General features: G+C 72.1%; 10 protein-coding genes. 6 read left to right on the top strand and 4 right to left on the bottom strand.

The window, feature by feature from the left end; translation table 11 throughout:
* Positions 1-45 precede the first annotated feature (45 nt).
* Genes IT347_08200 through IT347_08190 form a run of 3 tightly spaced genes read right to left on the bottom strand, consistent with a single transcriptional unit; the run spans position 46 to position 2,807 of the window.
* Entirely contained in the window at positions 46-414 is a 369-nt protein-coding gene (locus IT347_08200; protein MCC6349557.1) for a hypothetical protein, read from the bottom strand.
* A gap of 21 nt (positions 415-435) precedes the next feature.
* Complete coding sequence (locus tag IT347_08195) at positions 436-1,722, bottom strand: DUF4388 domain-containing protein (protein ID MCC6349556.1); 1,287 nt, start codon at positions 1,720-1,722, stop codon at positions 436-438.
* On the bottom strand, positions 1,722-2,807 hold the full coding sequence (locus tag IT347_08190) for a type IV pilus twitching motility protein PilT (GenBank protein MCC6349555.1): 1,086 nt from the start codon (positions 2,805-2,807) through the stop codon (positions 1,722-1,724). Before IT347_08190 ends, IT347_08195 begins: the two co-directional genes overlap by 1 nt.
* Before the next feature lie 180 nt (positions 2,808-2,987).
* Between IT347_08190 and IT347_08185 the strand changes: the two genes are divergently transcribed.
* From IT347_08185 to IT347_08175, 3 genes are all read left to right on the top strand, one after another.
* Positions 2,988-3,482, top strand: a complete 495-nt coding sequence (locus tag IT347_08185) for a hypothetical protein (protein MCC6349554.1) — start codon at positions 2,988-2,990, stop codon at positions 3,480-3,482.
* 198 nt (positions 3,483-3,680) lie between these two features.
* The gene (locus IT347_08180; GenBank protein MCC6349553.1) at positions 3,681-5,714 is read left to right on the top strand and encodes a hypothetical protein; all 2,034 of its coding nucleotides are present in this window, start codon (positions 3,681-3,683) and stop codon (positions 5,712-5,714) included.
* 207 nt (positions 5,715-5,921) lie between these two features.
* Complete coding sequence (locus tag IT347_08175; protein ID MCC6349552.1) at positions 5,922-7,892, top strand: S9 family peptidase; 1,971 nt, start codon at positions 5,922-5,924, stop codon at positions 7,890-7,892.
* 118 nt (positions 7,893-8,010) lie between these two features.
* On the opposite strand, the gene IT347_08170 is transcribed toward IT347_08175, so the two are convergent.
* Positions 8,011-10,668: a serine/threonine-protein kinase gene (locus IT347_08170; GenBank protein ID MCC6349551.1), complete on the bottom strand. Its 2,658-nt coding sequence runs from the start codon at positions 10,666-10,668 to the stop codon at positions 8,011-8,013.
* A gap of 168 nt (positions 10,669-10,836) precedes the next feature.
* Here IT347_08170 and IT347_08165 point away from each other — a divergent pair, with 168 nt between their 5' ends.
* Genes IT347_08165 through IT347_08155 form a run of 3 tightly spaced genes read left to right on the top strand, consistent with a single transcriptional unit; the run spans position 10,837 to position 13,115 of the window.
* Positions 10,837-11,559, top strand: a complete 723-nt coding sequence (locus IT347_08165) for an energy transducer TonB (GenBank protein MCC6349550.1) — start codon at positions 10,837-10,839, stop codon at positions 11,557-11,559.
* The gene (locus IT347_08160) at positions 11,556-11,888 is read left to right on the top strand and encodes a hypothetical protein (protein MCC6349549.1); all 333 of its coding nucleotides are present in this window, start codon (positions 11,556-11,558) and stop codon (positions 11,886-11,888) included. The genes IT347_08165 and IT347_08160 overlap by 4 nt, the downstream gene beginning before the upstream one ends.
* Before the next feature lie 33 nt (positions 11,889-11,921).
* On the top strand, positions 11,922-13,115 hold the full coding sequence (locus IT347_08155) for a PP2C family protein-serine/threonine phosphatase (GenBank protein MCC6349548.1): 1,194 nt from the start codon (positions 11,922-11,924) through the stop codon (positions 13,113-13,115).
* The last annotated feature ends 110 nt before the right edge of the window (positions 13,116-13,225 follow it).

Here is a 13,225-nt window from a genome sequence, read left to right as displayed (position 1 = left end):
CGCGGCCGGACGCCGCGCGGGCCTTGACGCATGTTCGCGGGCGATTCAGGCAACCCGCTTGAGCGCCTCCTGCACGTCGTGTCCGCTGGCCAGTCGCTGCGCCAGGACCAGGCGGCCGAGCATCGGCTTGAGTTCGGCGCGCGTCACCGGAAGCTGGCGGTCGCGCACGCGGGCCTCGAAGCGGTCGAGCAGCGATCCGAGCGCGACCGGCAGCGTCGTGGGGTCGCCGCTCCAGTTCGCCCGCAGGTAGTTCTCGGTCTCGCGCTCCATTTCGCTCGAGACCTCCATGATGTTGCGCAGGTCCGTGCCGAGCACGGCCTTGAGCCCGCCGCGCCTGGCGAGCACGGTGCGCAGTACGAACAGGGCCAGCGCCACGTCGAAGACCACGAAGGCGACGATCACCCAGATCGGCATGCGACCTCCTTTTTCCCGGGGTCAGGCGGCCCGCTTCGCGGGCGAACGGTGGACGGCCGGAGCCGCCGGCGCCTCGGCGCGGGTCAGCACGAGCCGGGCGGTGGAATCGGTGGACGAGGCGAAGGCGACGGAGGCGCCGAGGCGCGCGAGCAGTTCCTCGATGCCGTCGCCGGCGCGCCGTCCGTTGCGCGCGCACCAGGCGGGCACCGCCGCCTCGGGGCCGGGCGCGACGATGCCGGCGACGACGAGCGACGAAAGCCCGAGCGCCGCGGAGGAAAGATGAGCATGCGCGGCGTCGAACGCGGCGCAGCCGGGCGCGCACGAGCGCAGCACCGCCTCGGCGTCGCGTGAGCCCGCGCGCAGCACCGCCCCGGTTCCGTCACCGGCCGGCGCGCGGCCGGCCTCGGCGACGAGCAGCAGCGCCTCGCCGCGCGAGGCGGCGAGGTGCGCGACGCAGGCGTGAAAGAAGCGCCCGGCGGCTCCCGGCTCGGGAGCGGCCACCAGCAGCAGCCCGCTGGCGCCCGCGATCTGCGCGGCGATCACCTCACCGCCCGGCAGGCTCGCGAGCGCCGGTGAGGGGGCGTCGGCGAGGCGCACCCACAGCGCCTCGTGTTCGCCCGCGAGCCGCGCGGTCGCGTAGCGGCGGCCGTCCTCGCCGGCGGTCAGGTGCACGCGGGCGGACTCCTTCGCGCCCGCCGTGACGTCCTGCAGTCGCACGCGAAGCTGCTCGTAGGCGGACGGATCGAGCGGCGCCGCGCCCGCGTCCTGCCAGGCGCCGTTCATGCGCACGCGCGTGCGCCGGCCCGGCCGCAGCAGCAGCACGTCGTCGGGGCCCGCGAGGCGCGCGAGCGGCGAGCCCGGTGCGCCGTCCGACTCGGACGCGCCGGCGCCCGATTCGACCGCGACCGAGTGGAACGCCTCGCGCAGCGCGTCGAGGGCGCTGGCGCGCTGCTTGAGCTTTGCTTCCTCGCCGGCTTCGCCGAGCCCGAGCTCGTCCATGCGCCGGGCCGCCTCGAGCATCAGCGCCTCGGTGCCCTCGGTCACCACGCGCACACCCCTGGCCGGGCGCGCGTGGAACTCGAACGTGCCGGACTTCCAGCTGAACAGGGTGTACGCCGCGCCTTCGCCCTCGTGGTACTCGTCGTCCACCGCGTTCACGATCTGGCCGCGGTCGAAGTAGAGGTAGCCCTTGCGGCCCTCGCGCGTCACGCACAGCTCGCCCGTCGCGCCGTTGAGCAGCAGGAGCTGGCCGAGGTCGAACAGACTCAGCAGCCCCAGCTCGCCGCCGAGCGCGGGCACCGGCGCCATCAGGCCGCCTGCGCGCGCGGCGGGGGCGCCGCGCGCTCGAGCGACGGCAGCAGTTCCTTGCTCGAAAGATGGGGAAGGGCGTCCTGCGCCGACACCGCGCCTTCACGCACCAGGTGCAACACGGCGTCGTCCATGCACTGCATGCCTTCCTTCCTGCCCGTCTGGATGACGCTCTGGAGCTGGAACGTCTTCTTCTCGCGGATCAGCGCCGCCACCGCCGGCGTGCCGATGAGCATTTCCAGCGCCAGCACGCGGCCGGCGCCGTCGGAGCGCCGCAGCAGCCGCTGCGCGAGCACGCCCTTGAGCGACTCCGACAGCATCAGCCGCGCCTGCGCCTGTCGCTCGCCGTCGAACGAATCGAGGATGCGGTCCACCGTCTGCGTCGCGCTCATGGTGTGCAGCGTCGCGAACACGAGCTGGCCCGTCGCGGCCGCGGTCATGGCCAGCGCCATCGTCTCGACGTCGCGCATCTCGCCGACCATGATCACGTCCGGATCCTCGCGCAGCGCGCCGTGCAGCGCCTTGGCGAAGCTCGGCGTGTTGCGGCCGACCTCGCGCTGCGTGATCAGGCACTGCTGGTTCTCGTGCCGGTACTCGATCGGGTCCTCGATGGTCAGGATGTGCTTGCGGCGCGTCCGGTTGATGTGATCAATGAGCGCCGCCAGCGTGCTCGACTTGCCGGTGCCCGGAGGTCCGGTCACGACGACCAGTCCGCGCGGCATCTCGGTGAGCTTCGCGAGCATGGGCGGCAGGCCGAGCTGGTCCAGGGTCAGGATCTGGCTCGGCAACATGCGGAACGCGCCCGCCGGGCCCTTGCTCTGCTCGTAGATGTTGCAGCGCGCCCGCGCCACGCCCGGGACCTCGTACGAGAAGTCCACGTCCTTGTGCTGGTCGTAGCGTGCGCGCGCGGCCGGGTCCATGATCTCGAACAGCAGCATCTCGCTGATTTCGCGCGTCAGCGGCTCGTAGGGAATGGGCGTGATCTCGCCGTTGATCCGCACCATCGGCGGGGAGCCGGTGGTCATGTGCAGGTCGGAGGCGCCCTGTTCCTTGACCAGTTTCAAGATCGCGTCGATGCGAGCCATGCGCCCTCCCGCGCGCGGTCCGCGCGGAGTCGGGGGATCCGGTGTCTGCCGCCGGGGCGGAGACTTTCGTCCCCCGCGTTTTCGGCCCCTTCGCCCCCCGTCTGGAGGGCCAAGTTGGCCTCATTCCGGGCGGCGCGCCTGCCGAAAACCGCCGCGACGGAAGCCCGGAGACCCGACCGCATGTCGCGAAACATCGAGAAGCTGCGCGTGCCGGTGAGCCTGGCGCTGATCGGCTGCGCGCCCCTCGAGGGGCGGCTGTCGCTCGCGCCGAACGCCGAGCTGCACGACGGCCCCGAGACGCTGCTCGAACGCCTGAACGCCCGCACCCGCATGCTGCCGTTCCATCGTGCGGAGGACGACGCGTTCCTGCTCGTGGTGCGCTCGCAGGTCGAATGGCTGGCGGCCGGGCCCGAGGTCGCGCCCCAGCTGGTGCGCACGCTGCACTACCAGCACACGCGCGAGGAGCACGTGCGCGTCCGGCTCGCCGGCGGCGCGACGTTCGACGGCGTGCTGGCGTTCGAGATGCCGCACGAGTTCAACCGCGTCTCCGACTTCCTGAACGGCGACGAGGATTTCTTCCCGCTGCGGACCGCGCGCGGCACGCTGCTCGTGCACAAGGATCGCGTGCTGGACGTGCAGATCCGCGGTCTCGCCGCCGGCCGCCACGCCGCCTGAGCGGCGGCGATCCGCGCGGCAGGTCCACGGCGGTCCCGCGGTTCGCTCCCGCGTCCGGCGTCGCGCGCCGCGGTCCGAGCCCGCGGAGCCGTGGCGCCTGCCGGCCCCGGGAGGCACGCGGTTGATTCCGGGCCGGCCCGGCGGCTAGCATTCCCGCCGCTCCGGGTCCTCAGCCTTCCAGACAAAGGGGTTTCGTCCATGCACACTCTCCAGCCCGCGCGCCTCAAGCCGGGCGTGACCGCCGCGTCGCTGCCCGCGGCGGCGGCCACCGGCGACGCCTACGCGGGTGCCGGCAGGGTGCGCGGCCGCGCGCTGATCTTCTGGGACCCGAGGACGCCGGGGAAGAAGCTCGACGCCATCGACACCGACCAGATCACGCCCGCCGCCGACTGCGTGAGCGAATCGCTCGAGACGCTCGACGAGCGCTGGAAGGCGGGCTCGTTCCGCTACCTGATGCCGGACTTTCGCGCCCGCGTGCACGCCGGCGAGACGTTCGTCATCGCGGGTGACCGCTTCGCAATCGGCTCCTCGCGCGAGATGAGCCCCGCCGGGCTCAAGGGCGTCGCCGAGGAGGAGGGACACGAACTGGTCGTCGTCTGCGGCAACAACATGGGCGACATCTTCCGGCGCAACGCGTTCAACCTCGGGCTGCACGTCGTGCAGGCGCCGCAGGCCGTCGCCGACGCTCGGGACGGCGACGAGTTCGAGTTCGACCCCGACACGCGCGCGCTGCGCAACCTGACGCAGGGCCGCGACTATTCGCCGGTGCCGCTGAGCCCCAAGGAGGACGAGATCCGCCGCTCGGGCGGCATCTTCGCCGTCGGCCGCCGCGAGTTCCGGCGCAGCGTCGAGACGAAACCCGAAATCGTCTGGCCCGACGCGGCCACGGCTCGCGGGCTCACGACCAGCGAGCAGATCCTGTGGGCGCACCGCGTGGACAAGGACGCGGTCGTCAGGGCCGGGCAGACGATCCGCGTCTACGCCGACCTGCTCCCGGCCTCCGACGGCACCGCGCCGTTCGCCATCCACACCTTCAACCAGATCACGGGCGGCGGGGCCATCTGGCCGCGACAGCTCGCGATCGCGAACGACCATTTCGTCTTCACGGGCGTCGAGGCCGACGACAAGCAGACGTCCATCGGCCGCGCGTTCGCGGCGAAGCACGGCGTCGAAAAACCCTACTACGCGACGCCCGGCGACGGCATCTTTCACTTCTACTTTCCCGAACAAGGCCTCGTCTATCCCGGCATGATGATCCCCGGCGCCGACTCGCATTCGCGCGCCTACGGCGCGTACGGTGCGATCGGCATCGGCGTCGGCTCGACGACGCTCGGATTCGGCTGGAGCACCGGCGCCATCTACACGACGGTCGCGAAACCGCGCCGCGTCACGTTCCGCGGGAAGCTCAACCCGTGGGTGAGCGGCAAGGATCTCGTGCTCGAGCTGCTGCGCCGCTGGGGCGCGAAGCAGTCGCAGGGCATGAGCGTGGAGTTCGTGGACGAGCGCCGGCAGCTCCCGATCGCGTTCCGCAACACCATCTGCAACATGATGGCCGAGGCCGAGAGCTGGAACGGCATCTTCGCGCCCGACGAGATCACCTACGCGTGGTTCGCGGCGAAAGGCATGAAGGACCTGCCGTACCCCGCGCTCGCCCCCGGCGCCGACGTCGCGTGGGAGCTGGACGAGACGCTCGACATGAGCGAGGTGCGCCCGATGATCGCCAAGCCCTTCAGCCCCGGGAACGCGTTCCCGGCCGAGGAGGTCGCGAAGGAGCGGATCACCTTCGACAAGGCGATGATCGGCTCGTGCACGAACGGCGGCTACGACGACCTGCTCTCGGCGGCGCTCGTGCTGCGCGCCGCGCGCGCGAAGGGCGCGCAGAAGGCCGCGACCGAGTTCGTGATCTTCCCCGGCTCGGGCGGGGTCAAGAAGCGCATCGAGACGCCCGACCCGCGCCTGGGCGGCGAGTCCATCGCCGAAGTGTTCCGCTCGCTCGGCGGGCAGATCCGCGAGTCGTGGTGCGGCCCGTGCTTCGGCCAGGGGCCGGACGCGCTGGCGAAGGGCCAGCGCGCGATCACGAGCTTCAACCGCAACTGGACGAACCGCATGGGCCTGGGCGGCGAGGGCTACCTCGCCTCGCCCGGCGTCGTCGCCGCGAGCGCGCTGCTCGGCTACATGGCTCCCCCGGCCGAACTCGGCCTCGAGTGGCAGGCGGAGGCGTTCGAGGTCTGACGCGCGCGGCGGGCGCGTGCGCTGCCGCAACCACCAGCAGCCCAGCATCGCGGCGCTGCTCCACCAGGTTCACCGCTACCTGGGAGAACGCCGCGACACCCGCCGCCGCATCCTGCTCGTGGCCTGATGCCGAATCAGGCGAAGTCATCTAGTGTCCCGGCGTCTGCCGACTCCGCCGGACACTTCCCGAACCTCCGGAGACCCTCCATGCGTTCCCTCGTCGCGCTGTTCCTGATCGCGGGTACGGCCCTCTTCGCGCCCGTCGCGACCGCCGCCGACGCGCCCTCGGTCGCGCAGTTCCTCAAGGTCCGCACGCCCGGCACGCCGGTGCTGTTGCCGGATGGCTCGCTGCTCCTTCGCGACTGGCCGGACGGCGTCTGGCAGCTCTACCGCGTGACGCCGAAGGCACCGGGGCCGAACGCCTCGTACGCGCCGGGCGAGGTCGTGCGCACGCAGCTCACGAACTTCCCCGACGGCGTTTCGAGCTTCTCTCTCTCGCCCGACGGCAAACGCTGCGTGATCGCCCATGCGCGCGGCGGCGACGAGAACACGCAGCTCTCGCTAATTGATCCGACGGCGCCAGGGATCGCGCCGCTCACTCCGGTGCTCGCGAACCCCCGTGTGCAGGCGTCCATCAACGCCTGGTTGCGCGACGGCTCGGGCTTCTTCTATTCGGCGAACGACGAGAGCCCGAACGACTTCTACCTCTACCGGTACGACTTCGCGACCGGAAAGGCGCGCCGGATTCTCGGCGAGCCCGGAAGCTGGCGTATCGCGGGCGTGACCGACGACGGCTCGCGCGTGCTGCTCTCGAACCGCCTGTCGGCCTCCGACGCGCATGTGTGGGAGATGGACCTCGCGACCGGCAAGCGCACCGAACTGACCATCGCACCCGCGGGCGGCACGGCATCGTGCAGCGCCGAGGGATACCTGCCCGGCGAGAAGTCGGTGCTGCTTTCCTCGGACCTGAACGGCGGCAAGCAGCGCCTGTACGTGCGGGATCTCAAGAGCGGCAGGATCACCGACGCGATCCCGTCGCTCGCGGGCTTCGAGCTGGATGGCGCCGGGCTCAACGACCGCCGCGACATGCTCCTCGTCGTCACCAACGAGGACGGCTACGCGGTGCCGCACTTCTACACCGTGCCGGGCTTCAAGCCGATGGCGGCGCCGCCCATGGAAAAGGGCGTCGTTGGCGGCTCGGAGTTCCGCGGCTCGACGCTCGTCTGGTCGCTCTCGAACGCGCGCAACGCCGGACAGGCATACGCCACCACGTTCACGCCGGGCGGCGCACCGGTGACGAAGCAACTGACCTGGACCGACGACGCCGGCGTGGACCTCTCGCGCTTCCGCCTGCCCGAACTGGTGCGCTACCCGGCCTTCGACGGCCGGCCGATCCCGGCGTTCCTGTACCTGCCCGAGGGCCACCAGGCGGGTCACCCGATTCCGTTCGTCGTCTACTACCACGGCGGCCCGGAGGGCCAGAACCGCCCGGGCTTCAGCGCCGCGCTCCAGTACTTCGTCTCCCGCGGCTACGGCCTGCTGATGCCCAACGTGAGGGGCAGCACGGGCTACGGCCGCGAGTACCAGATGCTCGACAACTACAAGGGCCGCTGGGACAGCGTGCGCGATGGCGTGGACGCCGCCGAGTGGCTGGTGAAGCAGGGCTACGCGCGGCCCGGCGCGATCGCGACCTACGGCGGCTCGTACGGCGGCTTCATGTCGGTCGCATGCATCGTCGAGGATCAGGACCGCGTGGATCGCGGCGCGCGCAAGGAACGGCTGTTCGGCGCCGCGATTGACGTCGTCGGCATCGTCAACATGCAGACCTTCCTCGAGAAGACCAGTGGCTACCGGCGCAAGCTGCGCGAGGCGGAATACGGCCCGCTCACCGACCCCGAGTTCCTGAAGAGCATCTCGTCCATTCACAAGGTGGACAAGATGAACGTGCCGTTCTTCATCGCCCACGGCTTCAACGATCCACGCGTTCCGGTGGAGGAGGCGATGCAACTGGCGATCGCCCTCAAGGACCGCCGGCAGTCGCCGCGCGTGTTCATCGCGCCCGACGAGGGCCACGGCTTCCAGAAGCTCGACAACCGCATCTACTTCTACGAGCGGGCGGTGCAGTTCCTCGACGAGACGATCGGGACGGCGGCGAAGCAGGCCGCGACTGCGCCGTAGGCGCGGGTCGTCCGGGGGCGATCGGGAGGTTCCCCTTCCAGAGTCGCGACTTCCGTCGGAGGGCGCAGCCGCGTGGGCGCCGGCCGACCCGGGGCCGACTTCGCTGCCGCCCGCGACCCTACTTCGCCGATCTGCGGGGCGCCACGCCCGGCACGCTGTTCGTGATGGCAAGGCCCGACAGCCAGTCCACGACGGAGAGGACGGCATGCCTGCCGTCGGGCGAGAAGCCGAACGATTCAATCGCGTCGGACGAGCCGGCGAAGAGGGTGTCCGCCTGGCCGCCTTCGCCGCGCCAGGCCGACAGCGGTCGCCGCAGCAGGACCGGGTGGCCGTCGTCGCGCACTTCCAGGTAGACGAGGGCCTGACTGTCCGGCGTCCAGCGCGACCGGCCCACCTGCACCGTGCCGGGCGTGCCCCGAAGCGGCACGGTCGAGGGCAGGACTCTGCCCGATTCGAGGTCCACCACCGTGAGGTTCGCCTCGAGCGTGCCCACGGCGAGGATCACCGACGCGTAGCGGCCATCGGGCGAGAGGTCGGGGATCAGCGTGATGCCGCGCAGGAGCAGCTCGGCGTTGCCGCCGTCCGTTCCGACCCGCCACAGTCCGGACTTCGCGACGTTGGACGAGCTGTAGATGATCCATCGCCCGTCGGGCGACACCCCCGGGTTCTCGGCGTCGAGGCTGTCACGCGAGACCTGCCGCGGCGAGGAGCCGTCGCGGCGCGCGCTCCACACCTCGAACGCGCCGCTTCGATTCGAGCTCCAGAAGATGGATTCGCCGTCGCGTGTGACGACGGGATCCCAGTCGTCGGCCGGATCGTCGGTCACGCGATGCATCTCTCCGCGCGCGAGCGAGAGCTCCCAAAGGTCCAGCGTGCCGCCGCGATTCGAGGAGAACACGACCGACCGTCCGTCGGGTGCGTACACAGGCTGCCGGTCCATGGCCATCCCTGCCGTGAGCCAGCGGCCGTTTTCGCCGCCCCGGGAACTCAGGGCCACCTCGCGCAGATTCTGCCGGACGAGCAGACTCGACAACACGAGCCGACCATCGGGCAGCAGGTCGAGCATCGTGGGGTATTCGTTGAGCCACCCGAGCAGCTGGAAGCGGCCCGAGCGAACGTCGAAACGGAACAGTCGCGCCGCCGCGCCGCGTGTGACGGCGAGGGTGCCCTCGCCCTCGGCCACGATGATGCCGTGGCCCGAGCCGTCCCAGGCCGGACTCGAGAACACTCCGCCGTTGGGCGAGGCGAACCGGCGGACCGTGCCCTTCCCGACGTCCACGATCGCGAGGGTGCCCGGATTGTTCTGACTGCCCGAGAGAATCAATGCGATGGATCGGCCATCCGGCGACCAGCGCGGATTGGCCAGGATCACGGAGCCGACGGACCAGAGTTCCCGGCGCGCCGTGCCGTCGGAGCGCGCGAGCATGAGTTGGGCGCGAGCGCCGCTGCTGTCCGACGTCCCGGCGAGGAACGCGATCCGATCCCCGTCGGGTGCGATGTCGGCGTCATCCGCGTCCTCGATCACGAGCCGGGGCGAACCGCCGAGGACCGGTACGCGCCAGAGCGAGTGGCGGGCACGCTCGAGCCGCGTGTACAGGACGCTTCCGCCGTCGGGCGTGAAGCGTGGATAGTGATCGGCCCCGGTGGTGAGGCGGACCTCGCTGCGCGAGGTCATGTCGGTGATCCAGATGCCCATGCCGCCCGGACGCACCGAGCTGAACGCGACGAACCGGCCGTCGGGAGCCACCCCCGGTTCGATGTCCCGCGTGCCCTGCGAGAGCGTCGAGACGCGAACCGTGCTCACATTCGCGCGTGGCGCCGTCAGCCGGCCGATCGCGTAGCCGGCCGCGGCCAGCGCGAGCGCAGCGGCGACCGCGATCCACGCGGGCGTGCGGGGCGGCCCCACGGTCGCGCCTGCCGCGCTCCCGGCCGCCGCGGCCGGGCTCCCGCCCGCCACCAGGTCGAGCGCGAACGCGAGGTCGCGCGCCGACTGGAAGCGCGCGCGCGGGTCCTTCTCGAGACAGCGCGAGACGACGCGCGCCACGTGCGAGGGCACGCCCGGGGGCAGCGGCGGCGGCTCGTCGTGCAGGATCGCGTGCAGCGTCTCGACCGACGAGCCGCGCGAGAACGGACGGCCGCCCGAGAGCATCTCGTGCAGCATCGTGCCGAGCGCGAACACGTCCGAGCGCGCGTCGGCCACCTCGCCCCGCACCTGCTCGGGCGCCATGTAACCGACCGTGCCGATCACCATGCCGGCCGAGGTGGGCTGTGCCGTGAGCGTCGCTTCGTCGAGCGACCGCTCGACGCGAGCCAGGCCGAAGTCCAGCACCTGCGGGCGGCCCTCGTCGGCGATCGCGACGTTCTCGGGCTTGAGGTCCCTGTGAACGATGCCCTTCTCGTGCGCGGCCGCGAGTCCGGCGGCGACGCCCGAGGCGAGCCGCAGCGCCTCGCGCAGCGGCACGGGACCGCGGGCGAGGCGGTCGCGCAACGAGCCGCCCGGGACGAGTTCCTGCACGACGTAGGTGACCGTCCCTTCGGTCCCGATGTCGAAGACCGTGACGATGTTCGGATGCTGGAGCGAGCCGGCGGCGCGCGCCTCGCGCGTGAAGCGGCGCATGCGCTCTTCGTCCCGCGCGAATTCCGCGGGCAGCACCTTGATCGCCACGTCGCGGCCCAGCCGCGGATCGCGGGCGCGATAGACCTCGCCCATGCCGCCGGCCCCGAGCGGGGCGACGATCTCGTAGGGGCCGAGCCGGGTGCCGGGAGAGAGGGTCACGAGTCGCGCAGGATAGCGGGGCGGCCGGGGCGAATGCTACGGATTCCGGGGTCGCGGCCGCACGCCGCCGACCTTCTCTCGTCCGGGCCCGATCGGCTCCGGAATAGCCGTCGCGCCGCGGGCGTAATCGGACTACAGTCGCCCGTGCCGGGCGGAACCGGAGGCGTCATGAACCGACCCCGCGTCACGCTGTACGAGTTCGTCCCCTACGGGGCGCCCGAGCTTCTCGAAGTGCGCGACACCCACCTCATCCGCGCACTGGCGACCGCCAGCACGGGGCTCGTCATCCTGTTCGCGCTCCTGCTCGCGGCGAGCGCATGGCTCGCGCGCCATGCGGGGGAACGATTCCTCCCGGACCCGGTCGTGGTCACGCTCGAGCCGCCGCCCACGCTGGAGCCCGTTGCGCCATTGCCGACGCCGCCGACGGCGCCGCGCATATCGCCGGCGGGCGCCGCGCATCCCGTTCCGGTGCCGGACGCGACGGCGCCGCCCGAAGCGCCCATCGCATCGCAGGACGAGCTTCGGCGATCGGATGCGGGTGCGGCGACTCCGTCGGATGGCGGCGTCGCGACGCCGGCTCCACCCGCCGACGAAGCGGTGCCCGGGCTGCGGGACTTCGTCCTCTACGACGAGCCACCCGCGGTCGTCACGCAGGTGAAGCCCGAGTATCCCGAGATCGCGCTGGAGGCCGGAGTGGACGGCACCGTGCGGCTCCGGGTGCTGGTCGGCAGGGACGGCCGCGTGAAGGACGTGCACGTGGACCGCTCGGTCGCTCTGCTCGACGAGGCGGCGGTGGCGGCCGCGCGCCAGTGGGTGTTCACGCCGGCGCTCTCCAACGGGCACCCGGTCATGGTGTGGGTGGCGGTGCCCATCCGCTTCTCGCTGCGGTGAAGGTCACCCTGTTCGGCATCAAGCTGGTCCATTCGATCGCGTTCTGGATCCTGAGCGCGTGCACGGTGTACGCGCTTTACAGCGGGCTCACGGGCCGCGTCACGCCGTGGACCTGGGTGGCCGTGACGGCGCTCCTGATCGAGAGCCTCGTGCTGTGGCGCTCGGGTTGGCGCTGTCCGCTCACCGTGCTCGCCGAGCGCCGCGGCGCGCTCAAGGGCTCGGTCACGGACCTGTTCCTGCCGAAGTGGGCGGCCGACCGCATCTTTCCCGTGTGCGGCACCCTGTACGTCGTGGCCGTCGCGCTCCTCCTGTGGCGGGTGCTCGGGTAGACTGCCGCCCCGCGCTTCAAGGAGAGAGACTCGATGGACGACTTCACGCGGCGCGCCGCCGCGGCTTCGGATCGCCCCGGGCTGGCCCGTCTGCTCGCCGCGCACCTGCGTGAGCTGGCCGCGCCCGCATGGCTCGAGGTGTGGATGCGCCGCGCCGACGGCGCGTTCGTCCCCGCGGCCGAGCCGGGCTCGCACGCGGCGGTGCTGGATCTCGACGCGGACGCGGCGGCCAGCGAGCGATTGTGGAGCGGCGCGCTGTGGGACGGTGACGAACTCGCGCCGCTCGGCGCGCGCCTGGGCCTGCGCGAGGCGCCCGCGGCGCTCGTGCCCATCCTCGACCGCCACGACCATCCGGTGGGACTGCTCGCGCTCGGCGCCGTCGGCGCGGGCGCCGTGGACGCGCCGTTGCGGGCGCGCCTGCTGGCGGCGGCGGCGCACGCCGGGGTCGCCTTCGAGGTGATTCGCCTCGCCGAACGGCTTGCCGAACGCATGGACTTCTCGCGGCGCGTGGACCACGAGCTGCGGATCGCGCGCGACGTGCAGGCGGAGCTGTTCCCCAAGGCGCCGCCCGCGCTCGCGAACGCCGCGCTGGCCGCGCACTGCGCCCAGGCCCGCAGCGTGGGCGGCGACTGGTACGACTACCTCGCGCTCGGGGCCGGGCAGGTCGGGCTGGCGCTCGCCGACGTCTCGGGCAAGGGCGTGCATGCCGCGCTGCGAATGGCGAACCTGCAGGCGCACCTGCGCAGCCAGACGGGCAGCACGCCGCAGGATCCGCTGCGCGCGTTGCGGCAGGTGAACCGGCTGCTGCGCGAGTCCACGAAACCCGGCCAGTTCGCGACCCTGTTCTTCGGCGTGTGGTCGGACGCGCCGCGCCGGCTCAGCTACATCAACTGCGGCCACAACCCGCCACTCGTGCTGCGAGCCGGCGGAGAGGCGGAGTGGCTGGGTGCGACCGCGACCGTGCTCGGAGCGTTCGAGGACTGGGATTGCCAGCTCGGCCGCGCGACGCTTGGCCCCGGCGACGTGCTGCTCGCCTACAGCGACGGCGTCACCGAGGCCGAGGGCGACGACGACCTGTTCGGCGTGGACCGGCTGCTCGACGCGGTGCGGGCGCGGCGGGCCGACGGCCCGCGCGCGATCGTGGACGAAGTCCTCGCCCGCGTGCAGGCCTTCGAGGACGGCCCCCCGACCGACGACCTCACCGTGCTGGCGATGACGGTGCGGTAGGTCGCGGGGCGGATTCCAGGCCGGCACGAGCACCCGCCGTCATCGCCCCGAGGCGGCGTCCGGACCCCGGGCGCGGAGTCGGGAGCGAGCCTCCCGCGCGGGGTCGCGGG

Source organism: Candidatus Eisenbacteria bacterium (assembly GCA_020847735.1).
In the GTDB taxonomy this organism is placed as follows: Bacteria; Eisenbacteria; RBG-16-71-46; order RBG-16-71-46; family RBG-16-71-46; genus CAIXRL01.
Note: the sequence above shows the minus strand (reverse complement) of the source record. Positions and strands in the feature narration are given on the sequence as shown.